Origin of the sequence: uncultured Williamsia sp., from assembly GCF_947494875.1 — a bacterium.
Taxonomy (GTDB): Bacteria; Actinomycetota; Actinomycetes; order Mycobacteriales; family Mycobacteriaceae; genus Williamsia_A.
In genome coordinates, this window is record NZ_CANLWM010000001.1 from 804,519 (window position 1) to 827,246 (window position 22,728).

The 22,728-nt window shown below is 70.1% G+C and carries 25 protein-coding genes; 15 read left to right on the forward strand and 10 right to left on the reverse strand.

From position 1 onward, the window contains the following. From Q1A98_RS03930 to Q1A98_RS03950, 5 genes are all read right to left on the reverse strand, one after another. A complete protein-coding gene (locus Q1A98_RS03930; protein WP_299570025.1) occupies window positions 1–429 on the reverse strand; it encodes a helix-turn-helix transcriptional regulator in 429 nt (142 codons plus the stop codon). Next, window positions 422–1,330: a glycosyltransferase family 2 protein gene (locus Q1A98_RS03935; RefSeq protein ID WP_299570026.1), complete on the reverse strand. Its 909-nt coding sequence runs from the start codon at window positions 1,328–1,330 to the stop codon at window positions 422–424. The genes Q1A98_RS03930 and Q1A98_RS03935 overlap by 8 nt, the downstream gene beginning before the upstream one ends. Window positions 1,331–1,421: 91 nt before the next feature. Next, the gene (locus Q1A98_RS03940; protein ID WP_299570027.1) at window positions 1,422–1,964 is read right to left on the reverse strand and encodes a CsbD family protein; all 543 of its coding nucleotides are present in this window, start codon (window positions 1,962–1,964) and stop codon (window positions 1,422–1,424) included. Window positions 1,965–2,137: 173 nt separating this feature from the next. Further along, window positions 2,138–3,016 (reverse strand): MaoC/PaaZ C-terminal domain-containing protein, encoded by an 879-nt coding sequence (locus Q1A98_RS03945; RefSeq protein WP_299570029.1) that lies wholly within the window; start codon window positions 3,014–3,016, stop codon window positions 2,138–2,140. Window position 3,017: 1 nt separating this feature from the next. Continuing rightward, on the reverse strand, window positions 3,018–4,376 hold the full coding sequence (locus tag Q1A98_RS03950) for a 3-oxoacyl-ACP reductase (protein ID WP_299570030.1): 1,359 nt from the start codon (window positions 4,374–4,376) through the stop codon (window positions 3,018–3,020). A gap of 239 nt (window positions 4,377–4,615) precedes the next feature. Here Q1A98_RS03950 and Q1A98_RS03955 point away from each other — a divergent pair, with 239 nt between their 5' ends. The 5 genes from Q1A98_RS03955 to Q1A98_RS03975 all read left to right on the forward strand — a co-directional run bounded on the left by Q1A98_RS03955 (window position 4,616) and on the right by Q1A98_RS03975 (window position 9,926). Then, window positions 4,616–5,884, forward strand: coding sequence for an acetyl-CoA C-acetyltransferase (locus tag Q1A98_RS03955; protein WP_299570556.1), 1,269 nt, complete (start codon window positions 4,616–4,618; stop codon window positions 5,882–5,884). A 202-nt stretch (window positions 5,885–6,086) separates the two neighbouring features. Further along, window positions 6,087–6,965 (forward strand): siderophore-interacting protein, encoded by an 879-nt coding sequence (locus Q1A98_RS03960; protein WP_299570032.1) that lies wholly within the window; start codon window positions 6,087–6,089, stop codon window positions 6,963–6,965. Between the two features lie 116 nt (window positions 6,966–7,081). Then, window positions 7,082–8,041: an iron chelate uptake ABC transporter family permease subunit gene (locus tag Q1A98_RS03965; RefSeq protein WP_299570559.1), complete on the forward strand. Its 960-nt coding sequence runs from the start codon at window positions 7,082–7,084 to the stop codon at window positions 8,039–8,041. Between the two features lie 98 nt (window positions 8,042–8,139). Continuing rightward, window positions 8,140–9,135 (forward strand): iron chelate uptake ABC transporter family permease subunit, encoded by a 996-nt coding sequence (locus tag Q1A98_RS03970; protein WP_299570561.1) that lies wholly within the window; start codon window positions 8,140–8,142, stop codon window positions 9,133–9,135. Next, window positions 9,132–9,926, forward strand: coding sequence for an ABC transporter ATP-binding protein (locus Q1A98_RS03975; protein ID WP_299570034.1), 795 nt, complete (start codon window positions 9,132–9,134; stop codon window positions 9,924–9,926). Before Q1A98_RS03970 ends, Q1A98_RS03975 begins: the two co-directional genes overlap by 4 nt. Before the next feature lie 239 nt (window positions 9,927–10,165). On the opposite strand, the gene Q1A98_RS03980 is transcribed toward Q1A98_RS03975, so the two are convergent. Next, window positions 10,166–10,564 carry a hypothetical protein gene (locus Q1A98_RS03980; RefSeq protein WP_299570035.1) on the reverse strand — a complete coding sequence of 133 codons (399 nt, stop codon included), beginning with the start codon at window positions 10,562–10,564 and terminating at the stop codon, window positions 10,166–10,168. A 137-nt stretch (window positions 10,565–10,701) separates the two neighbouring features. Then, window positions 10,702–11,715, reverse strand: coding sequence for a hypothetical protein (locus Q1A98_RS03985; RefSeq protein ID WP_299570037.1), 1,014 nt, complete (start codon window positions 11,713–11,715; stop codon window positions 10,702–10,704). Between the two features lie 267 nt (window positions 11,716–11,982). On the opposite strand from Q1A98_RS03985, the gene Q1A98_RS22355 reads away from it, so the two are divergent. The 4 genes from Q1A98_RS22355 to sigJ all read left to right on the forward strand — a co-directional run bounded on the left by Q1A98_RS22355 (window position 11,983) and on the right by sigJ (window position 14,021). Next, window positions 11,983–12,189, forward strand: a complete 207-nt coding sequence (locus Q1A98_RS22355) for a hypothetical protein (RefSeq protein ID WP_366943336.1) — start codon at window positions 11,983–11,985, stop codon at window positions 12,187–12,189. 80 nt (window positions 12,190–12,269) lie between these two features. Then, window positions 12,270–12,329 (forward strand): hypothetical protein, encoded by a 60-nt coding sequence (locus Q1A98_RS22360; RefSeq protein WP_366943352.1) that lies wholly within the window; start codon window positions 12,270–12,272, stop codon window positions 12,327–12,329. A 70-nt stretch (window positions 12,330–12,399) separates the two neighbouring features. Continuing rightward, window positions 12,400–13,140, forward strand: coding sequence for an SDR family oxidoreductase (locus Q1A98_RS03995; protein ID WP_299570039.1), 741 nt, complete (start codon window positions 12,400–12,402; stop codon window positions 13,138–13,140). After that, a complete protein-coding gene (gene sigJ / locus Q1A98_RS04000; RefSeq protein ID WP_299570041.1) occupies window positions 13,137–14,021 on the forward strand; it encodes an RNA polymerase sigma factor SigJ in 885 nt (294 codons plus the stop codon). The genes Q1A98_RS03995 and sigJ overlap by 4 nt, the downstream gene beginning before the upstream one ends. 7 nt (window positions 14,022–14,028) lie before the next feature. Here sigJ and Q1A98_RS04005 read toward each other — a convergent pair whose 3' ends face one another. Together Q1A98_RS04005 and Q1A98_RS04010 are read right to left on the reverse strand one after the other, a co-directional pair. After that, window positions 14,029–15,501 carry an MFS transporter gene (locus Q1A98_RS04005; RefSeq protein ID WP_299570043.1) on the reverse strand — a complete coding sequence of 491 codons (1,473 nt, stop codon included), beginning with the start codon at window positions 15,499–15,501 and terminating at the stop codon, window positions 14,029–14,031. Next, the gene (locus Q1A98_RS04010; RefSeq protein WP_299570045.1) at window positions 15,494–16,135 is read right to left on the reverse strand and encodes a TetR/AcrR family transcriptional regulator; all 642 of its coding nucleotides are present in this window, start codon (window positions 16,133–16,135) and stop codon (window positions 15,494–15,496) included. Before Q1A98_RS04010 ends, Q1A98_RS04005 begins: the two co-directional genes overlap by 8 nt. Window positions 16,136–16,223: 88 nt before the next feature. Between Q1A98_RS04010 and Q1A98_RS04015 the strand changes: the two genes are divergently transcribed. From Q1A98_RS04015 to Q1A98_RS04025, 3 genes are all read left to right on the forward strand, one after another. After that, complete coding sequence (locus Q1A98_RS04015; protein ID WP_299570046.1) at window positions 16,224–16,565, forward strand: PLDc N-terminal domain-containing protein; 342 nt, start codon at window positions 16,224–16,226, stop codon at window positions 16,563–16,565. Window positions 16,566–17,117: 552 nt separating this feature from the next. After that, window positions 17,118–17,525, forward strand: a complete 408-nt coding sequence (locus Q1A98_RS04020; protein ID WP_366943337.1) for a PLDc N-terminal domain-containing protein — start codon at window positions 17,118–17,120, stop codon at window positions 17,523–17,525. Beyond that, window positions 17,522–17,923, forward strand: coding sequence for an ABC transporter permease (locus Q1A98_RS04025; RefSeq protein ID WP_299570048.1), 402 nt, complete (start codon window positions 17,522–17,524; stop codon window positions 17,921–17,923). The genes Q1A98_RS04020 and Q1A98_RS04025 overlap by 4 nt, the downstream gene beginning before the upstream one ends. On the opposite strand, the gene Q1A98_RS04030 is transcribed toward Q1A98_RS04025, so the two are convergent. Beyond that, window positions 17,907–18,851, reverse strand: a complete 945-nt coding sequence (locus tag Q1A98_RS04030) for a methionyl-tRNA formyltransferase (RefSeq protein ID WP_299570049.1) — start codon at window positions 18,849–18,851, stop codon at window positions 17,907–17,909. The two genes, Q1A98_RS04025 and Q1A98_RS04030, sit on opposite strands and share 17 nt — an antisense overlap. 130 nt (window positions 18,852–18,981) lie before the next feature. Here Q1A98_RS04030 and Q1A98_RS04035 point away from each other — a divergent pair, with 130 nt between their 5' ends. Genes Q1A98_RS04035 through Q1A98_RS04045 form a run of 3 tightly spaced genes read left to right on the forward strand, consistent with a single transcriptional unit; the run spans window position 18,982 to window position 22,723 of the window. After that, a complete protein-coding gene (locus Q1A98_RS04035; protein WP_299570051.1) occupies window positions 18,982–19,203 on the forward strand; it encodes an MbtH family protein in 222 nt (73 codons plus the stop codon). Then, window positions 19,200–20,951, forward strand: coding sequence for an ABC transporter ATP-binding protein (locus Q1A98_RS04040; protein ID WP_299570052.1), 1,752 nt, complete (start codon window positions 19,200–19,202; stop codon window positions 20,949–20,951). The genes Q1A98_RS04035 and Q1A98_RS04040 overlap by 4 nt, the downstream gene beginning before the upstream one ends. Further along, a complete protein-coding gene (locus Q1A98_RS04045) occupies window positions 20,948–22,723 on the forward strand; it encodes an ABC transporter ATP-binding protein (RefSeq protein WP_299570054.1) in 1,776 nt (591 codons plus the stop codon). Before Q1A98_RS04040 ends, Q1A98_RS04045 begins: the two co-directional genes overlap by 4 nt. Window positions 22,724–22,728 lie beyond the last annotated feature (5 nt).

Below are 22,728 nucleotides of genomic sequence, written 5' to 3' on the forward strand. Positions count from 1 at the left end.
CTACGGAACCCGGTGCTCGGAACCTTCTCGCAAACTGCTCGACGTCGGGCGACACGCCACACGGGCCAGACAGCTCGGCATCGCGATCACCGCCGAGTGGTCGCGAGCCCGGTAGGCGCTCGGCGTCTCACCGGTGACCGCGCGGAACCGGGCGCTGAAGGATCCCAGCGACGTACACCCCACGGCCATGCAGGTGTCGGTGACGCTCCACCCCGCGCGGAGCAGCGCCATCGCGCGCTCGATCCGCCGCGTCATCAGATAGCTGTAGGGCGTCTCGCCGTAGGCCGCCGCGAACCGACGGGAGAAGTGCGCCGGCGACATGAACGCGCGCGCCGCGATCGTCGGCACGTCGAGCGGTTGCGCGTACTCACGGTCCATGAGGTCACGCGCCCGGCGCAGATGCGTCAGCGTCGCGATGTCGTCACCCATCGGTGCCGTACCACCCGTCGAGCCGCTTGCCGAGGCCGAATGCGGTGACCGCGAGGGAGATCCGTTCGGGCGGCGAGAACTCCTTCGCCGCCCGGGATGCTTCGCGGACAACGGTTCGCGCGTCGGCGACCTGGTCGCGAGTGGCGCCCGGGCCGCAGAGCGCGGGATAGGCGTCGAGCTTCTCGCCGATGACGTGGGCGCACAGGTCGCGATGCACCTCGGCCGTCGCCGCGTCGGTCCGCAACGCGGACTTCCACTCGTCCTGTGCGGACATCTGCTTCGGCGATCGTCGGTAGAGCACGCCGGGGATCGCGTCGCGCCGCATGCGGACGCCGTCGAGGGCGAGGCGCATGAACAGGTCCCAATCCTCCGCGGGCACCGCCCGGTACCCGCCGACATCGAGCAGTGTCTGCCGATCGGCGGCGAGGGTGGACTGGATGAACGGGCAGTTGAGCAACAACTCCTGCAGCGCGGATCGGGGGCCGGCCGAGAGCAGGGGGACGGGCTCGACGGCGAGGCGCGACGGGCCGTAGAACCAGGCGCCGGTGAAGACGACGTCGGAGTCGCCTCGCGTCAGCGTCCGCATCTGGCGCCCGATGCGCCGGGGCAGCGAGATGTCGTCGGCGTCGATCCTCGCGACCCACCGGGTGTCCGACTCCTCGAGCAGGACGTTGGCGGCTCCGTGGACCCCGAGCGGTGTGCCGTCGTTGGTGATGACCCGGACGCGACTGTCGCGGCGTGCTTCCGCCCGGAGCACGGCGGCCGTGGCGTCGGTGCTCGCGTCGTCGAGGACGAGGATGCGCCCGTCGGACGGCAGGGACCGGGCCGTGCTCCGGATGGCGGTGGCGACGGTGCCCGCGGCGTTGTGCGCGGGGATCGTCACGGTCAGCGTGGCGTCCATCGTCTCCCGACCCTATGAGTCGGGATGGGTGCCCGCAGCACGACGGTGGCCGGTCACCACACGGGTGACCGGCCACAGGGTGCGTCAGATGTCAGCGGCGACGCGCGACCACGATCGTTATCGCGGCGATGACGGCGGCGACGATCGCGCCGATCACCGCGGGGTTCTGCGCGGCCTTCTGCACGTCGCGGGAGTCGATGTCCTCGACGGTGCTGCGGATCTGCGAGACCGTCTGCTTGGCCTCCTCCTTGGCGCCCTCGGCGACCTCCTTGGCCTGCTCCTTGGCGTCGGAAACGGCCCCCTTGGTGGTGTCGGCGACCTCCTTGGCCTGGTCGGCGACGGAGTTCGCGGCCTCCTTGGCCTTGTCGGCCACGTCTTCGGCGGCGTCGGCGGCCTTGTCGGCAGCCTGCTTCGTCTCGGCCTTGGCCTTGTCGGCCGAACCCTCCGCCTTCAGCTGCGAGTCGCCGGTGGCGTCGCCAGCGGCCTTCTTGGCGGATCCGCCAGCCTCCTGCGCCTTGTCCTTGGCGGTGTCGGCCGCGTCCTGTGCCTTGTCCTTGGCGGAGTCCGCCGCGTCCGAGACGGCATCCTTCGCCTTGTCGACCAGGTTCTCTGCCTTGTCGGCTGCGTCTGCCATGGCGTTCTCCTCTCGCCTCGAGGCGAGCCGATCTCGCCTCTTCATCACGTGTGTAGTCGAGACGAACGGGCTGATTGCACGGTTCCGCGACAGTGACTCGGGTCACTCTCTTCAGGACGACTCCGGCCGCCCTGCTCGTGTGAGCGGGGCGGCCGGTGGTCGGTCCTGTCGGGTCAGGCGCCGCGGAGCGTCCCCGTCAGGTGCGGGTAGCCCTTGGTGCGGTTGAGCACCGAGACGTCCCAGCCACCGTCGACGGTGTCCACGTAGGCGTTGACCGTGGCGGGCAGCAGGATCGGCTTCCCGAACTTCGCGACATAGGTGACGTCGTCGGGCAGGTGCGGCTCGACGTTCGCCAGCGCGGCCGCCGCGGTCCACATGCCGTGGGCGATCGCCCGCGGGAAACCGAAGGCCTTCGCGGTCAGGTTCGCCATGTGGATCGGGTTGCGGTCGCCACTGGCCGCCGCGTACGACCGGATGCGACCGAGGTCCACGCGCAATGCGGCGTCGGGGGCGGGCGGTCGGTGATCACGCGGCGGGGTCGACTTCGGTCCACCCGAGAGGCTCGTCTTCTGCTGCTTGAGCAGTGTCGCCGTCTGCTCGGTGACCAGCTCGCCGCCGACGCGGATCTCGCTGACGATGTCGACCAGCATCCCCTTGCGGTGCTCGCGGAGGTTCTCCGCGTGCGTCGCCACCGACAGTGGCTCACCCAGCTCGATCGGCCGGATGCGGTGGATCCGGTTCTCCAGGTGCACCGAACCGACTGCGCCGAACGGGAACGCCCGCGCGACCATCGTCTGCATCATCAACGGGAACTGCGCCACGAACGGGAAGGTCAGCGGCAGGTACCGGCCGAACTGCATCCCGGTCGCCAGGCAGTACTGACGGAGCTGGTCGCCGTCGATGCGCAGGTCCGACACCGTGTAGGTGGTGTCGGGCAGTTGCGCGTCGGCCGAGACCGACCCCGCCTTGCCGACGCCGGGGAGCATCCCGATGACGGCACTGCGGTAGACGTCGGTGGTGGCGGGCAGCGACTTCAGTGCGACGGTCGCCACGTCACGCCCCCAGCATGGCCTGGCCGCAGACACGCACGACGTTGCCGGTGACCGCGGAGGACGCGGGGTTGGCGAAGTACGCGACGGTCTCGGCGACATCGACGGTCTGACCGCCCTGCTGCAGGGTGCTCAGCAGGCGGCCGCCCTCGCGGGTGGCCAGCGGGATGGCCGCCGTCATCTGGGTCTCGATGAAGCCGGGCGCCACCGCGTTGATGGTGATGCCCTTCTCGCCCAGGATCGGCGCGTAGGTGTCGACGAGACCGATGACGCCGGCCTTCGAGGCGCCGTAGTTGGTCTGACCACGGTTGCCGGCGATACCGGCGATGGACGACACGTCGATCACCGCGCCGCCCTTGTTCAGCGCATCGGCCGCGACGAGGTCCTCGACCAGCTTCTGCGGCGCCATCAGGTTCACCGCGATGACCGAGTTCCAGCGTCCGGCGTCCATGTTCGCGAGCAGCTTGTCGCGGGTGATGCCGGCGTTGTTGACGATGATGTCGAGGCCGCCGTGGCGCTCCTTGACGTGCTCGGCGAGCTTGATGCCCGCGTCCTCGGCGGTGACGTCGATGGGGAACGCGGTGCCGTTGACCTTGTTGGCCGTCTTCGACAGCGCCTCACCGGCGGCCGGGATGTCGGCCACGATGACGTGCGCGCCGTCGCGGGCGAGCACCTCGGCGATGGTGGCGCCGATGCCGCGGGCGGCACCGGTGACGACGGCGACCTTGCCCTCGAGCGGCTTGTCCCAGTTCGCGGGCGCGGTGGCGTCTCCGGTGCCGACGCGGATGACCTGCGCGTCGACGAACGCGGACTTGGCCGACAGCACGAAGCGGACCGTCGACTCCAGACCCTTCAGCCCCGTGGGGGCGTCGGGTGCCACGTAGACCAGCTGCGCTGTGGCACCGCGCTGCGCCTCCTTGGCCAGCGACCGGGTGAAGCCCTCGAGTGCGCGCTGCGCGACGTGCTCCGACGGATCCTTCACCAGCTCGGGCGTGGTGCCGATCACCAGGAAGCGGGCGCAGGGCGCGACCGACCGCATGATCGGGTTGAAGAACTCGAACAGCTGCTCCAGCTCGGCCGGGGTGGTGATCCCGGTGGCGTCGAAGACGATGCCGCCCAGCTTGTCCGCACCGCGACCGGTGGTGTTGTTCGAGATCAGCTCGTAGTCGTCGGTCGAGAGGATCTCGCGCAGCGGCTCCACCAGTCGGCCCTTGCCACCGAGCAGCACGGGACCGGGCAGCGGCGGCTCGGACGGCTTGTAGCGGCGGAGGGTGGGCGGCACGGGCAGGCCGGCCTGCTTGGCGATGAACGATCCGGGCAGCGAGTGGACGAACTGCGAGTACAGGCCTGCGTTGGCTGACACGGGAGTTGCTCCTTTACCGGGTGTGACCCGCACCGGTGTGATCGCGTCACGGCACCGCGTGCGAGGCGTTCGAGGTTCGACAAGTAACTTACTCGCGAGTAAGAATACTCCAAAGGTCCGAACGACTCCCGGGGAGATCCGCTGTGGCAACCACATCCAACGCCCGCTCCACGACAAGCGCGTCGAAGTCGCGCTCCAGCTCGTCGAAGTCCTCCGCGAACGGAGGAGGCGCGAAGTCGCTGCGCCCGGTCGCCATCGTCGGTGGCAACCGGATCCCGTTCGCGCGTCAGGACAAGTCCTACGCGACGGCCGGCAACCAGGACATGTTCACCGCCGCGCTCGACGGACTCGTCAGTCGGTTCAGCCTGCAGGACGAGCGCCTCGGTCTCGTCGCCGGCGGCGCGGTCCTGAAGCACTCGCGGGACTTCAACCTCATCCGTGAGTCGGTGCTCGGGTCGGCGCTGTCGCCGTACACCCCGGCCATCGACATCCAGCACGCCTGTGGCACGGGCCTGTCGGCCGTGTCGCTGGTCGCCGACGGCATCGCCACCGGCAAGTTCGAGGCCGGCATCGGCGGCGGTGTCGACACCACCTCCGACGCCCCGATCGGTGTCTCCGAGCCGCTGCGCCGGGCACTGCTCGAGGTGAACCGCGCGAAGAGCACCACCGATCGCATCCGTGGTGTCCTCGCGCTGCTGCCGAAGCTCGGCATCGACATCCCCAAGAACGGGGAGCCCCGCACCGGCATGTCGATGGGTGAGCACGCCGCGATCACCGCCAAGGAGTTCGGGATCGCCCGCGCCGACCAGGACGCATTGGCCGCCGCGAGCCACCAGAACATGGCGAAGGCCTACGACGAGGGCTTCTTCGACGACCTGATGACGCCGTTCCTCGGCCTCACCCGTGACGAGAACCTCCGCCCGGACAGCTCCGTCGAGAAGCTCGCCAAGCTCAAGCCGGTCTTCGGTGTCGGCCTCGGCGACGCGACCATGACCGCGGGCAACTCGACCCCGCTCACCGACGGTGCCTCGACGGTGCTGCTCGCCAGCGACGAGTGGGCCGCCCAGAAGAAGCTCCCGGTGCTCGCGCACCTCGTCGACGTCGAGACCGCCGCGGTCGACTACGTCAACGGCCCCGACGGCCTGCTGATGGCCCCGACCTACGCCATCCCGCGTCTGCTCGAGCGCAACGGCCTCACGCTGCAGGACTTCGACTTCTACGAGATCCACGAGGCGTTCGCGTCGGTCGTGCTCTGCACCCTCGCCGCGTTCGAGTCCGAGGACTACTGCAAGGGTCGCCTCGGCCTCGACGGTGCGCTCGGCGCGATCGACCGCAGCAAGCTGAACGTCAAGGGCTCGTCGCTCGCCGCCGGCCACCCCTTCGCCGCGACGGGCGGTCGCATCGTCGCCCAGACCGCGAAGCTCCTCCACGAGAACGGTGGCGGCCGGGCGCTGGTGTCGATCTGCGCCGCCGGCGGCCAGGGTGTCACCGCCATCATCGAGGGCTGACCCTCGGCCGACCCCGTCAGTGCAGGTCACAGCATCGGGAAAAAGATTCTCTCTGCTGTGTAACGTCCCGACGGGGGTCGGCGATATCCCAGATGGCTCCGGCCGAACTGCCAGACCCCCGACCCGGCAGTTCGGCCGGAGTTCTTTCGTCTCCGGGCCACGGTGCTGATGCAGCGCCCAACTTAGGGTAGCCTTCGTTCACATGGGAACCGTGTTCGGCGCCGTGGTCGCCGTGACCGATCTGTCCCCGCGCCTGCGTCGTCTCGTCTTCGACGTACCGAAGATCGACGAGCTGCGCCTGCCCGACGCAGGGGACGACGCCGTCGGCATCTATCTCCCCGACGAGCCGCACACGGCACCCCGGGCGATGGAGTATCGCGACGGGGCCTGGGCCTATCACGACGTCGACACCACCCCGATCGGCCGCAACTACACGGTCCGCCGTCGCGGACCGGGGCCGCGACAGATCACCGTCGACTTCGTCCTGCACGACCACGGCCCGGCCACGACATTCGCCCGCGACGTGCGCATCGGCGACCAGGTGGTGCTGGCGCACGCCCGCAGTTGGTATCGACCGGGCCCCGGGACCGACTGGTCCCTGCTCGTGGCCGACCTGGCCGGACTGCCCGCGCTGGCCCGCATCGTCGAGGAGCTGCCCGTGGGTGCCCGGGCGACAGCCATCGTGGAGGTCCTGCACCCGTCCGACCTCGACTGCCTGCCCGCCCGCGACGACGTGAACGTCGTCCCCGTCGTGGGTTCGGGCAACGGCCGATGCGCGAGCGAGCTGCCGCGGCGGGTCCGTGAGTTCGTGCACCCTGCGGGACGGGGCTACTGCTGGTACGCGGGCGAGTGCGGCGCGACGCGCGAGGTCCGCAAACACCTCCGCACCGACCACGGGTTCACCGCGGACCAGTTCGACATCGTCGGGTACTGGCGCGTCGACTCCGAGACCTGGGACCGCCGCTTCGCCGAGATCGGTGAGGAGCTGGTCGCCGTCTACACACAGGCACTGGCCGACGGCAAGGGCGACAAGATCGCCTCGGAGGAGTTCGACCTCGCGCTGGAACGCGCAGGACTGTAGCCGCCGACGTGGCCGTGTCCGCACCCCAGCCGCAGCTGTCGACGCCCGACGTCGATCTCCGGCCCACCGACGTCGGAACACGTTCTCGCCGTCGACGCGCACTCGGTGCCGTCGTCCTGGCGGTCGCACTCGTCGCGGTGGTGATCGCGAGTCTCGCGATCGGGACGCAGCACACGGATCTCGCGACCGTGTGGCGCGCTGTGATGGGCGACGCCCGCGGTGACGGCTGGGTCGTCCGCGATCTGCGGATCCCGCGCACGCTGCTGGGCCTCGTCGTGGGCGTGGCGCTCGGACTGTGCGGCGCGGTGATCCAGGGGCTGACCCGAAACCCGTTGGCGGACAAGCAGATCCTTGGCGTGAACTCCGGGGCGGGACTGTTCGTCGTGTCGGCGGTCGCGTTCGGTGGCGTGCGGTCGGTGACCGGGTACATCTGGTTCGCGTTCGCCGGCGCCCTGGTCGCGATGGTGGTGGTGCACCTCGTCGGGATGTCGGGGAGGTCGGCGGCCACACCGGTGCGACTGCTCCTCGCGGGTGTCGCCATCGGTGCCGTCCTGGACGGAATCGGCTACGTCGTCCGGCTGCGCAATCCGCGAGCCTTCGACTCGATGCGGTTCTGGGACGCGGGAGCCCTCGACGGACGTGGTCTCGAGGTCGTCGCGACCGTCACCCCGTTCGTGGTGGTCGGTGCCGCGCTGTGTGTGTGGGTCGGGCGCTCGCTGAACGCCGTCGCGCTCGGCGACGACCTGGCCGCCGCGATGGGGCAGAACGTCGCCCGCACCCGCCTCGTCGGTCTCGTCGCCGTGACACTCCTCGCGGGAGCGGCCGTCGCCGCGGCCGGGCCGATCGGGTTCGTCGGTCTGATGGTCCCGCACGCGGTGCGATGGTTCACCGGACCGGACTGGCGGTGGATCTGCGGGTACAGCGCGCTCGCGGCGCCGGTGCTTCTCCTCGCCGCCGACGTCGTCGGCCGTGTCGTCATCGCCCCCGCCGAGCTCCCCGCCGGGATCGTCACCGCGTTCCTCGGTGCGCCCGTGTTGATCTGGCTGATCCGTCGTGTTGGGACGGATCGGCGATGACCGTGGCGGACCGCGCACGGGCGCTGCGCCCGGTGCCACACGCGGCGGAGGTGACGGGTCCGCGCACGCTCCTCATCCGGCGCGGCGGCTGGTTGTCGATGCGTGTGCGCGCCCGCACGGTGGTCGTGGTCGCCGTCCTCGTCGTGGTCGCCGTCGTCGCCGCGGTCCTCGCGCTCGGAGTCGGCGAGTACCGGGTGGACCCGGCGACCGTGCTCGCCGTCCTCACCGGCCAGAACACGGGATTCGACTCGGTGGTGGTCCTCGAGTGGCGGATGCCGCGCATCCTGCTCGCGCTGGTGCTCGGTGCGGTGCTGGGGATGTCGGGCGCGATCTTCCAGGCGCTGACCCGCAACCCGCTGGGCAGCCCCGACATCATCGGGTTCGGGATCGGTGCCTACACGGGCGCTCTCGTCGCGCTCGCAGCGTTCGGCGGCGGGTACTACGTGATGGCCGGCGGGGCGATCGTCGGCGGGATGATCGCGGCCGTCGCGGTCTACGCGCTCGCCTACCGGTCCGGGGTCGCCGGGTTCCGACTCATCGTCGTGGGCATCGCGGTGAGCGCGGTGCTGAACTCGGTCAACCAGTGGATCGTCATCAAGATCGACCTGAAACAGGCGATCACCGCGTCGGTGTGGTCGCAGGGCACCCTCTCCGGTGTCGAGTGGACCCAGCTCGTCCCGGTGGCCGTCTGCAGCGCGGTCGCGATCGTGGCGGTGGGCGCGCTCGGGTCGCAGCTGGCCGTCCTGCAGATGGGCGACGACGCGGCGGGCGCACTCGGTGTGCGAGTGGAACGGGTCCGACTGGCCTATCTGGTCGTCGGGGTCGTGCTGGTCGCGGTCGCGACCGCCGCCGCGGGCCCCATCTCGTTCGTGGCACTCGCAGCCCCCCAACTCGCACGCCGGTTGTCGGGGTCGGCCGGGGTCGGCCTGGTCGGCTCGGCGGCGATGGGTGCGGTGCTGCTGCTGGTCAGTGATCTGGTGGCGCAGACGGTCCTCGCTCCGACGCAGCTGCCGGTGGGTGCCGTGACCGTGTGTGTCGGCGGGCTGTATCTCGTGTACCTGCTGATCACGCAGGTCCGGAAGGGACGCGGATGAACGAGGATGTCGCCGCGCTCGGCGCGCGTGACCTCGCGCTGGGTTACGGCGGCCGCACGATCGTCGACGGACTGTCGGTCGACATCGCGGCCGGCGCGATCACCGCGATCGTCGGACCGAACGCGTGCGGCAAGTCGACGCTGCTGCGCGGCCTCTCGAGGCTGCTGTCGCCGACCCGGGGACAGGTCGTCCTCGACGGCCGTGACATCTCCGCGTTGAAGACGAAGGACGTCGCGCGCCGACTGGGACTGCTGCCGCAGACGTCCATCGCCCCCGAGGGCATCACCGTCGCCGACCTGGTGGCGCGCGGGCGCTTCCCGCACCAGCGGGTGCTGCGGCAGTTCTCCCGCGACGACGAGCGCGCGGTGACCGACGCCATGGCCGCCACCGGCGTCGACGCGCTGGCGGGCCGACCGGTCGACGAGTTGTCGGGCGGTCAGCGACAACGGGTCTGGGTCGCGATGGTGCTGGCGCAGCAGACGCCCGTCATCCTGCTCGACGAACCGACGACGTTCCTCGACATCGCCCACCAGATCGAGCTCCTCGACCTGTTCGGTCGGCTGAACCGTTCGCAGGGGTCGACGATCGTCGCGGTGCTGCACGACCTGAACCACGCCTGCCGCTTCGCCGACGTCGTGATCGCGATGAAGGACGGTGCGATCGTCGCGCAGGGTGCCCCCGCCGACGTCATCACCGCGGACCTCGTCGAGGACGTCTACGGGTTGCCGTGCCGCATCATCGACGACCCGGAGAGCCACACCCCGTTGGTGATCCCCCGCATCACGCGCTGATCGACGCCGTGGCTCGGTGCGCAGCGACGTGGGTGATTCATCGGCCGGTGGAACTGCGGCGACAACTGTCGAACTCCGGTGCTGAGGAACGAGCTTGCCTTCGGCGACAGCATGAGAAGCTACTGGGCCGGTGCCGAACTCGGAGCCAGCGCGCTATGCTTCTGGTGTCGTGGTGAAGAGCCACGGAAGTGAGGCCGGGAGCCCGCACGTTTTGCGTGGTCGCCCGGCCTTCGCGCTGTCTAGAGCACCGTGTGCACCGTGACCAGTGGTTGGACATGAGCACGTGAGGTGCCACCCGCCCCGTACGCCCACGCGATGAGGTCCGCCGCCCACAGCAGCTCGTGGGATGTGGGACGGTCAATGTCTGCGCGGACGCGGCCGAGCGCGCCCACGTCGGCCAGTGCACCGGTGAGGGCGGTGTGGTCCTGCTTGTCCTGGGAGCAGGACTCCACCAGTATTCGGGTCGCCCCCATCTCGGCTGCGTGTTGGGCGAGTGCCTGCAGACACCGCGTTCGCACCTCTCGTTCGCTGAGACCCGTGCCGGCCAGCGCTCCGACATAGATGTGGGCAGCGGTGATCGGACGCTGCCGCATGAAGTCTCGGATGATCTGGTCGCGGTTGCGTGACTCGTCCTTCATGTGGAGTCGGTCGCGGTTTCGGGGCTTGAGGTCACGCATAGTCTTTCGTGCCGCGGCAATGTCGCCACTCGCGACTACCGCCGCACACATCAAGTAGTCACGTCGACGGGACTCGTCGACGAACACCTCGACCGTGCTCACGCGGGCGGCCATGTCACCGGTACGTAGCCGGTGCCGTCGTCCCAGGTCTCGATGAGCGCCTGTGCCCATCTCGTTGGGGTCAGCGAGCCCGGCGCAGTCGGACCGAACGTCTGGAAACTCAACGACTCGCCTGGTTGATTGAGGTACGGCGGCGGACTGGTAACCGTGGACGTGATGCCCTCGCCGGCTCGAGCCAGATCGCGGTTGAACCACACCAACCACTCGGTGATCGCCCACCCGTCACGATGCGGTCCGGTCTCGAACACCGTCGTGTGAGGCATCGCGGGAAGGATCTGCCAACTCAGCATCCACTCACCCGCCGGATCGGCTGCGCGCGTTGCGGCCATGGCTGTGATGCCGGGTAGCGCATTCAGGACCCGCACCGGCCAGTCATAGAACGGATCCACCGGCGGACGGCTGTCGAGGCCGTCCGACACCCCCGTGCCGGTGTCGGACAGTGTGGCCGGCCGATAGTCCGGAATCCCCGGATCGACGGCCGCGACCGAGAGGATCTTGCGCGCCCGCCGCTCTCCCTCATCGAGGAACCGCCACGTCTCCTCGGGCATGTCCCACGCGCTCCATCCGTCGTGGGCCCGGACGATCAGACGCGCCAGTTGAATAACGTCACGGCCTTTCAGCGCGACACCGATCTTGCGCTTCACGGAGTCCTCTACCGGGTACTGGAGATACTCCTGCACAACGGATTTGAGGTAGGTCAGCTCCTGTCGGCGGTAGGTGACCGTGGCCTGAGAGACGGCCTTCGGGGTAACCCCCAACTCGGCAGCAACCGACTCCCCGTTCGCGCCGGGACGCAGCGTCGCCTCGTAGACGGCGTGACGCCGAATTGCCGCCACGTGCTTCTGCAGGCCACGAAACCGCTCTACGGCAGCGGCGCATTGACGAACACGTTGCACCGGGTCCGGGACCGACCGCAGGTAACTGAGGAGCAGTTCGATCTGTAGTCCGGACGGATCGTTGTCCGCTTCTGGCGCAGATTGGCTATCGCTCACCAAGTAATCGTAATCTACCCCGGGGGAAATTTATCGTTGCAACCTGACGGCGCGTCACTGCTCACAGTTGAGTGCAGTTGCTTGGCCGGTCGGGCGGGGTGATTGCGGGCCGCGTTGCTGCCCGTTGGTGGACCACCCCGCAGTAGCGACTCCCACAGGGTCTTGAGTCGGCCGATTACGCGCGGCGACCCGGTCAGTCGGGCGAGGCTGCTCTTCTCGGAGATGACGGTGGCGCCCGGTGTCAGGGTGTCGCAGTACGGTGCGCCGATGGATCCCGACATCGTCCGTGGGCTGCTCGGCGCCGAGCGTGCCGAGGCGACGGCGCTCCTCGTGTCCATGCGCGCCCGGTTGAGCGCCGTCGTCGACGCCGCGGTGGACGAACACGCCGACGACGAACACGACCCGAGGGCTCCACCCTCGCGTTCGAACGGGGGCAGCTCGTGTCCCAGATCGAGCGATCGTCCCGACGTCTGACCGAGATCGACGCGGCCGTCGCCCGACTCGACGACGGGACCTACGGCCGGTGCCTGCGCTGTGGGAGCGAGATCTCCGAGGTGAGGCTCGAGGCGATCCCCGCCACCGAGCTCTGTATCACCTGCGCCGGCCGCCGCTGATGTCACACTTCCGGTGACCTGTCTCGTCCTTCCTGTGTAGGTGGACGCTCACGACGAGATGAGGATCGGAATGCGTATCGCGGTGGCCGGTGGGACCGGGTTGATCGGGCGGATGGTGTGCGACGCGGTGAGCGCCGGCGGCGACGAGGCGGTGGTCCTCGCGCGCTCGGTCGGCGTCGACGTGGTGAGCGGCGACGGGCTCGACGCAGCGCTCGTCGGCGTCGACGCGGTGATCGACGTGACCAACGTGACGACGGTGAAGCGATCGGAGTCGATCGCGTTCTTCGAGACCGCGACGAGGAATCTGCTCGCCGCGGAGGAACGTGCAGGGGTGGTGCACCACGTGCTGCTGTCGATCGTCGGCGTCGATCGCGTGGACTGGGGCTACTACGCCGGCAAGGTGCGACAAGAGGAGTTGTGTGCGGCGTCTGCGGTCCCGACGACCGTCCTGCGCGCGACGCAGTTCCACGAGTTCGCGGACCAGATGCTGGCGCGCGGAGGGCCTGTCGCACTGGTGCCGAAGATGCTGAGCCGACCTGTCGCGGCACGGGAGGTCGCGACCGAGCTGGTCCGGCTGGCGCGCGGGCAGGCGCAGGGACTGGTGCCGGAGATGGCCGGCCCGGAGGATCTCGAGATGCCGGACATGGTGCGGAAGCTGCTCCGATCCCGCGGTCGACACACACCGGTACTCGGGATCCGGCTGCCCGGCGCGGCCGGTCGGGGCATGGCCCACGGCGCCCTGCTCCCGGAGCACGACGGTCCGCGCGGTCGGGAGACGTTCGCGCAGTGGTTGACCGCGGCGCAGCCATGACCGACCGTCAGGACCAGCTCGCTGCCGTGTACGACGCCGTACGGCCCCGGCTGGTCCGGATCGCCTACGCCATCCTCGGGAGCCACGCCGAGGCCGAGGACGTGGTCGCGGACTGCTGGATGCGGCTCGTCGAGGCCGACCGGCGCGAGGCCGTCGTCGATGTCGAGGCGTGGTCGACGGTCGTCGTGTCCCGCGCCGCCTTGGACACGCTCCGGTCGGCACGCAGGCGTCGGGAGGAGTACGTCGGTCCGTGGTTGCCGGAGCCTGTCGTCGAGCGCGTGGACGTCGCGGCGATCGATCCCGCCGACCGGGTCACCCTCGACGAGCAGGTCAGCTTTGCGCTGCTCGTCGTGCTCGAGTCGCTGAGCCCTGCCGAGCGCACGGTGTGGGTGCTGCACGACCTGTTCGGCATGCCGTTCCCCGAGGTGGCGGCGACGGTCGGACGGACACCGACGGCCGTCCGGCAGCTCGCATCGCGAGCGCGGGCGCACGTTGCTGCCGGTGCGCCGCGCGTGACCGTCACGCCCGCGCAGCACGATTCCGCTGTCCGGGGATTTCTGTCGGCCGCGCTCGACGGGGACATGGCCGCATGTCTCGCCGCCTTGGACCCCGACGTCGTGCTCACCAGCGACGGCGGCGGCAAGGTCAGCGCAGCCCGACGGCCGATCGTCGGTGCGGACAAGGTCGTGCGATTCCTCTTCGGCATCCTCGCGACGCGGGTCGCCGCGGACGAGCTGACCCTGATCACCGTGAACGGCCGGCTCGCCGTCGCCGCGGTCCGCGACGGCAGGGTCGACAGCGTGATCAGCCTCACCCTGGACGGCGACCGCGTCACGCGCGTCGACATCGTCCGCGCGCCGGACAAACTGCCCGCCCCGTGACCCGCGGTCACTCCGTCAGCGCGGGCTCCGCGACCGGGGCCGCGGGGGCGCCGACCTTGTTCACACGGATGAGTGCCAACGATGCGACGAGAGCCAGTGCGACCACCACGATCGCCGCCTGGAACGCGTGTTGCTGTCCGGCGACGAAGATCTCGGCCTGCCCGGCCGCTGTCCGAGCGGCGGGGCCCAGGTCGGCGCCGCGCGATGCCGCGGCGTGGGCGAAGACGGTCCCGAAGACGGCGAGACCGATTGCGCCACCGACCTGTTGGCCGGTGTTGAGCAACGCCGAGGCGAGGCCGGTCTCATGCGGTGCGACGCCGTTGACCGCGGTCATGGTCAGCGGCACGAAGCTGCACCCCATGCCCAGGCCGAGCAGCAGGAGGCAGCCGAGGAACGGCCAGTAGCTGCTGTCGACGCCGAGCTGGGTGAACGAGACCATCGCGACGAGGGCCAGGATCGGACCGACCGTCAGGAACGGGCGGACACCGATGCGCGGGATCAGCCGCCGGACCACCACGATCGACATGACCATGATCGTCGTGGGCATGGGCAGGAAGCCGAGCCCGGTCTCGAACGGGGTCCACCCGTGCACGTTCTGCAGGTACTGCGCCATGAAGTAGAACGTCGTGAACAGCGCCCCGGCGAGGAACAGCATGATCAGATACGACCCCGTGCGGTTGCGGTCGGCGAAGATGTGGAACGGCATCAGCGGGTGACTCGCGCGGTGCTCGACGAGCACGAAGGTCACGAGCAGCGTCGCGGCGATCACCAGGGTGACGATGGTGGTCGTCGACCCCCAGCCGTCGTCGGCGGCCTTGGTCAGGCCGTAGACGAGGATCGACATCCCGGCGGTGACCGAGATGGCCCCGGGCAGATCGAGTTTCGTCCCCGAGCCCTGCGACTCGGCGAGCACTCGCGGTGCCAGGACGAGGACGAGGACGCCGATCGGCGCGTTGATGAACAGTGCCCACCGCCAGCTGGCGTAGTCGGTCAGCACCCCGCCGAGCAGCAGACCGAGGGCGCCACCGGATGCGGCCATGGCCGCGAACACCCCGAACGCGCGTGCGCGGGCCTTCGGTTCGGTGAAGGTGGTGGCGAGCAGGGCGAGCGCGGTGGGTGCCGCGATCGCGCCGCCGGCGCCCTGGGCCGCGCGGGCGATGATCAGCATCGCCTCACCGGTGGCGAAACCGCCCACGAGCGAGGCGGCGGCGAAGAGCCCGACGCCGATCATGAACATCTTCCGGCGCCCGTACAGGTCGCCGACACGGCCGCCGAAGAGGAGCAGTCCGCCGAACACGAGTGAGTAGGCGGTGACGACCCACGTGAGGTTCGCCGCCGAGAAGTCGAGGTCGTCGCGAATCTTCGGCAACGCGACGTTGACCACCGTGGCGTCGAGCACCACCATCAGCTGCGCGACGCAGATGACGGCGAGGGCGATCCCGCCGTTGCGGGTCGGGGAGTCTGGTGTCTGGTCAGTCATCGGTGTCTTTCGGGAGTGGGGTCGAGGGGCGCACGGGAAGCCCGAGCACCGGTCGCAGGACGGTGGTGACGATCTGTTCGGCGTAGGCGCGGCCGGCGGGTCGTCCGGTCGTGAGTGCGCGGTGGAGCATCAGGGACGGCAGCAGGCTCGCCGCGATGGCCACGTCGACTCCGGCGTCGAGTTCGCCGCGGCGCCGGGCCCGTTCGAGGATCTCGGTCAGGCGCTCGATGCGGGGCTCGGTGAACCGTGTCCGGAACGCCTCGAGCAGATCGGGCTCCCGGGACAGCGCGGAGCACACGCTCGCCATCACCTGGATCAGCCGCTGCGACTGTGGGCTGCAGGACGCAGCGGCCAGCTGCTCGATGTCGCCGTCGAGGCTCCCGGTGTCGATGCCGTCGACGGCGGGCTTGAGTGTCGCCATCGCGTCGATGACGAGGTCGGCCTTGCCGGCCCACCGGCGATAGACCGTTGCCTTGCCGACGCCCGCCTCGGCGGCGACACCGTCGATGGTCAGACGGTCGTAGCCGGTGCGGACGAGGAGCTCGATCGCCGCATCCGTGATCGCGTCATCGCGGCTCGGATCCCGGGGGCGGCCTCGTGGCGGATCTGTCGTGGCGGGGGAGGTGGACGGCACGGGAGGACACTACCTGAAACGAGACGGACTCGTTTCGTATGTTTCCGGCGTGCTGTTCCCGCGTGACAGCACGGTTAGCGTGGATGGCGTGCCGTATCTGGGTCTGATCACCGTCCTCGTCATGATCGCCGCGCTCGTGGACATCGTCGGCAGTGACGAGGCCGCCATCCGTGGGCTGCCGCGATCGGCATGGATCCTCCTCGTGGTCGCGGTGCCGCTCGTCGGGTCGGTGGTGTGGGTCGTCGCGGGCAGGCCTCGAGCTGCGTTCTCGGGTCGAGTCGTCGGCGAGGACTCAGCCGCCGTCCCCGACGAACCGAAGGACCGCGTCGGTGACCTCGACGCAGAGGCCGAGTTCCGCCGGCAGGTGCGCGAACGCGCCGAGGAACAGCGCCGCCGCGCCGAGTCCGAACGGCGCGACCAGGACTCGTGAGGCGCAGCACGGCCCTTGACCGTCGACTCTCGCCGCGGTTGGCTGATCGCAGGTGACTCGCGCCCGGCCGCCTCGTCGTCCGGTCCCCCAGTGCGCGAGTGATGAGATGGAGATCCACAACCCGAGAGGGTGAATCCGCACCGGACGTGTCGCCGTCGTGACGACGGTGCCGCACTCAGACATCTCGCCCGGTGGCGCGCTCACGTCGAACGGACCGAACGTCGTGTGCGTCGGGGCGATCCCGGACTCCCATGCGCACCGCTGCGACTCCGGGACGGCCCGACCGACTGCCCCGCGTGTGACGGCCAGCTGCTCGACGACTCGCGGCTCCGGCTCGAACGTCTCATCCGGAACGGCGGACGACGGAGACACCGGCTCGCTGTCGAGGTACAGCGACTCGACGAGCGGTACCGCGACGTCACGACGGAGATCAACGCCCTGCCCACGCAGCCGTGGTGGAACCGTCGTATGCCGTGGCGGTGAGCGTTCGGTGTCGCCGGTTCCGCGACAACGCCACCCATTTCCGTACGCATGAACAACGACCGGGTTACGGTGTCCGTCGCATTCGTCCGACTGGAGGAGAACCCCGTGCCGTATCTCGGTCTCGTCGTCCTGGTGGTGATGATCGCCGCCCTGATCGACATCGTGAGCAGTGACGACGCCCTGGTGCGCGGACTGCCGCGCTGGGGCTGGCTGCTCCTGGTGATCGTCCTGCCGCTGGTCGGCTCGGTGGTGTGGTTCGTCGCGGGTCGACCCGTCGCCGGGTTCTCGGGCCGGGTCGGACGTGATCGCCCCGGCCAGGCGTCGGCCATGGGCTTCCCCGAGTACGACCACCCCGGTCGCTTCGTCCCGCAGGACCCCGAGGCCGACGCCGCGTTCCTCGCACAGGTGCGCGAACGCGCCGAGACGCAGCGGAAGCAGGGTGAGATCGAGCGGCGCAAGCGGGAAGAAGGCCGGTGATCGTCCGAATCGCCTGGTCCGTTGTCGCGATCGCCGCGGTGGCGATCGTGATCGGGGCGTCAACCGACTCCGTCGGTTCGACGGACCTCGGCTGCTCGAAGACCGGGTCGACCGGAACCGACGAGTACTCGTGCTCGGCCCCGATCGTCGATGTCGTGGGTGTGTGGCCCTTCGTCGCGATGGGCGCTGCGATGGCGGGCCCGCCGCTCCTCGCGCTCGTCGCACTGCGCGCCTGGGTGTCGTGGGTCGTGGTCCTTGTTCTTATTGCCGTCGGCGCCTGGGGACTCGCCCACTGGACGTCAGTCTGGTTGACGCTCGTGTTCGCGATTCTGCTCGCGCTGGTGGGACTCGTGCTCGCAGCCGTGCAGTCCGCCCTCTCGCTCAGGGCGTCGCGGTGAGGTACCCGCCGCCGTGGCCGAACCATTCGAGAGCCTTGTGTTCCACGCCGTCGTCGGTGCGGATGACGTCGAGGACCAGACCGGGCGAGCCGCCGCGGTAGGCGTCGGCGCCGGCGACGATCACCATGCCGCCGTCCTCGGCGATGAAGACCCGACCCGGGGTGCCGCCGTAGACGCTGCGCGAGACGTGCGACTCGACGATCCGCAGCCGTTCACCGCGGAAGAAGGTGTAGGCGTTGGGATACGGGTCCTGCAACGCTCGCACCGACCGCTCGATCTCCTGTGCGGGCAGACGCCAGTCGACGAGGCTGTCCTGCTCGGAGCGCTTGTGGAAGAAGGTGCGCTCGGCCAGGTTCTGCGGTGTCGGTGACGCCGTGCCCGACTCGAGCCGGTCCAGCGCGTCGAGCAGGACCTCCGGGATCAGGTCGATGGTCGCGCGGACCAGCTCGGGTCCGGTCGACGTGTCGGTGATCGGGACGGCCCGCTGCGAGATGATCCCGCCGGTGTCGAGGTCGTCGTCCATCATGTGCGCCGTCAGCCCGGTCTCCGACGCCCCGCTGATCAGCGACCAGATCACCGGCGAGAACCCCGTGAACCGGGGGAGCAGCGAGTCGTGCAGGTTGAGGGTGCCGTGGGTGGGAAGTGTGAACAACTCCGGCGGCAGCCAGGTGCGCCAGTTGTTCGCGACCATCACGTCGGGCGCGAGCTCGGCGACCCGCGCCGTCAACGCCTCGTCGGGACGCTTCGCCAGGTGGACGTCCACCCCGGCCCCACGGGCGAGATCCTCGACGGAGTCCGCCCAGATCGATTCGTACGCATGGTCACTCGGCGGGTGGGTCACCACCAGGATGACCTCGTGTCGTGACGCGAGCAGCGCCTCGAGGGTCTTGTGGCCCCAGGTCTGGTAGCCGAGCATGACGACGCGCATCGTGTCCCTCCGAGCCCGGGGCCCGCGACCCGGTGTATTGGTTAGGCTTACCTTTGATACCATCGCCTCGGTTCGAGGTACAACCGCGCCCCTCCCCGGGGTGCGGTCCGCGACACGAGAGGCAAAACCCATGTCGGGCAACCCCTTCGACGACGCCCACGGCACCTTTGTCGTCCTGGTCAACGACGAGGGGCAGCACTCGCTGTGGCCCACCTTCGCGGCCGTGCCGGCCGGATGGACCACCGTGTTCGGGGGCTCCGACGGCTCGTCGCGCGACGCCTGCCTCGAATACGTGAGCACCGCGTGGACCGACCTGCGACCGCGGTCGCTGGTCGAGCAGATGGCCGAGTGACCTCGGGCACTCCCGCGGCGTCGCCGATCACGGGCGGGTGGGTGCTGCGCCGGACGATCCGCCGCACCGCGCGGTGGCTGGTCCCCGGGTCGACGTTGATCGCCGCGCACCAGATGTGCGAGGTCGCCGTCCCCATCCTCATCGGCATCATCGTCGACCGGGCGGTGACGTCGGGCTCGTACGCGTCGATCGTCACGTGGATCGCCGTCCTCGCCGGCGTGTTCGTCGTGCTCACCACCGTCTACCGCCTCGGTGCGCGGCTGCTGATGACCGGCATCGCGCAGGAATCGCACTGGCTCCGTGACGAGTTGAGTGCACGCGCACTGCATCCCGACGGTCTGCCGTCCGCGTCGACGACGGGTGCCCCGTACAGCGCAGGCGAGCTGCTCTCGATCTCGACGACCGACGCCGACAACACCTCCTACGTCATCGATTACGTCCCCCGCGTCACCGGCGCGGTGGTCGCCACCGTCGCGTGCGGTGTCGTGCTGCTCACCATCGACATCCCGCTCGGCGTGATGGTGCTCGTCGGAATCCCGCTGGTGGTCGCGGGGCTGCAGCTGACCGCCCCGATGATCGCGCGTCGCGTCGAGGTCCAGCAGGAGACGGTCGGTGCCACATCGGGATTGGCGACGGACCTCGTCAGTGGACTGCGGCCCCTCCAGGGCCTCGGTGCGACCGGTGCGGCGTCGGCACGTTACCGCCGCTCGTCGAGGGTCGCGCTCGCCGCGGCTCTGCGCGCGGCCCGGATCCAGAGCGTGCACATGGGGTTGTCGACCGCGGCCGGTGCCCTGGCCGCGATGGCGGTCGCGGTCGTCGCGGTGTTCGTCGCGATCGACGGGGACGCGACCATCGGTGAACTCATCACGGTCATCGGCCTCGCGCAGTTCCTCATCGAGCCGTTCTCCCTTCTCGCGATCGTCCCGAGCTGGGTCGCAGAGGCCCGGGCCAGTGCGAATCGCGTCGCCCAGGTGCTGGCGGTCGACCCGCCCGGGAAGGAGACCGTCGCGGTGTCGGCGACCGGACCGGGACGGCGCACCGGGTTGACCCTGCGCGTCGACGACCCGGACCGCGGGATCGACCTCACCGTCGACGCGTCGCCCGGCGAACTGCTCGGGGTGCTCGCACCGTCCGCGCGGGACGCTGTCGCGATGGTCGACGCACTGTCGGGTGCGACCGACGGCCCCGGATGCACGGTCGCGGTCGGTGGCGTGCCGACGACGTCGATGTCGGTGGGGGAGCGGAGCCGTCGGCTCGTCGTCGCGCCGCACGACGCGCACGTGTTCACCGGCACCCTCGGCTCGAACATCGACTGGTCCGGCGGGGCGCAGCAGCACGCGGACGCACCCGCGCTCGACGAGGTGCTCGCCGCCTCCGCGACCGACGACGTCGTCGCCGTGCACCCCGGCGGTCTCGCCCATCCGGTGGCCGAACGTGGGGCGAGCCTGTCCGGCGGTCAGCGGCAACGACTCGCGCTGGCGCGCGCTCTGCTCGCCGCACCCGACGTGCTCGTGCTGCACGACCCGACGACGGCGGTCGACGCGGTCACCGAACACGCCATCGCGCAGGGGATCCGATCGATCCGGTCGGGTGGTCGGACGACCACCGTCGTCATCGCCAACTCACCGGCGCTCCTCGCAGCGGCCGACCGCGTCGTCCTGGTGGTCGACGGCGCCGTCGTCGCGTCCTCGACCCACACCGAGCTCGCCACCACCGACGCCCGCTACCGCGAGGCGGTGGCGCGGTGACCGTCCCGGACGTGACCCCTGTCCTGCCCGTGGCGCAGTGGCGCCGGACCCTGCGCTGGTTCATTGGCGACCTGCGCCGTCGCCCCGGACTCCTCGCGGCAACCGTGCTGACCGGGCTTGTCGCCGCGGGACTCTCGGTCGTCCCGGTCTACGTGCTCGGTGTCCTCGTCGACCGCGTCCGCGACGGCGCCTCGGCCGGCGACGTGGTCGGACCGGCCGTACTCATCGCGGTGACCGCACTGTTCGGCGGGCTCGGGACGGGGGTCTCGGGCTACCTCGTCCAACGCCTCGGCGAACAGACCCTCGCCGACCTCCGTGAGACCGTGCTCGACCGGACGCTGCGACTGCCGATCGGTGTCGTCGACGCGGCCGGTCGCGGTGACCTCCTGTCGCGCGTCGGCGCAGACGTCGGCGCGGTCACCCGTGCCGTCTCACAGGTGCTGCCGACGATGATCAACGCGTTCTTCCTCGGCGTGCTGACGCTGGTCTCGATGGCCGGGATCGACTGGCGCCTCGGGCTCGCCGGCGCGCTGAGTGTCCCGGCCTACGTCATGGCGCTCCGGTGGTACCTACCCCGGTCGGCACCGATGTACCGGGACGAACGCATGGCCATCGCGGCCCGTGCGCAGTCGATGGTCGAGTCGCTGCAGGGTCTGCCGACCATCGCCGCGTACGAGCGGCACGACCACCACCGCGACCTGATCCACACGTCCTCCGCACGTGCGCGCGACATCTCGATCGGTGTGTTCCGACAGTTCACCCGGTTCGTCGGTCGTGTGAACCGCGCCGAGTTCATCGGACTGGCGGCGATCCTGATCGTCGGGTTCGCGCTCGTCCGTGACGACGCGGTGACGGTCGGAGCGGTCACGGCGGCCGCGCTGCTCTTCCACCGACTGTTCAACCCCATCGGCGCCCTGATGTTCGACTTCGACGAGATCCAGGCGGCCGCGGCCAGCCTCTCGCGCCTCGTCGGCGTGTGTGACATCCCGGACCCGTCGCCGTCCCGGGTGGGCGAACCGAGCGACGCCCGAGTCGTCGTCGACGCGGTCGGTCACTCGTACGTCTCGGGCCGCCCTGTGCTGCACGACATCTCGTTGACGCTGGAGCCAGGCACCCGGACGGCGCTGGTGGGGTCGACCGGGGCGGGCAAGACCACACTCGCCGCCATCGTCGCCGGGACACTGCGCCCCGGGTCGGGATCGGTGCTGATCGGCGGTGTGGCGCCGGCCGACCTGCCGCCGGACACGGTAGCACGCCATGTGGTGACGGTGACGCAGGAGGTCCACGTGTTCGCGGGTCCGCTCGTCGACGATGTGCTGCTCGCCGCCCCGGGCGCCGACCGCGACGCGGTCTGGCGAGCACTCGACGTGGTCGGCGCCCGGGAGTGGGTCACCGCCCTGCCCGAAGGACTCGACACCCGTGTCGGCGAGGGCGGACTGGCGCTCACCGCCGCGCAGAGTCAACACATCGCGCTCGCCCGCGTCGTGGTGGCCGACCCGTCCGTCGTGATCCTCGACGAGGCGACGGCGGAGGCCGGCAGTGCCAGCGCCCGCGACCTCGAGGACGCGGCGCTCGCTGCCACCGAGGGCCGGACCACCCTCGTGGTCGCGCACCGCCTGACGCAGGCGGCCCGCGCGGACGCGATCGCGGTGATGGAGCACGGCCGCATCGTCGAGTACGGGACGCACGCCGAACTCGCGCGCCGCGAGGGCGGTCGCTACGCACGCCTCTGGGCGGCGTGGACGGACCACGGGGTGGCGGCAGGTCAGTAAGGCTA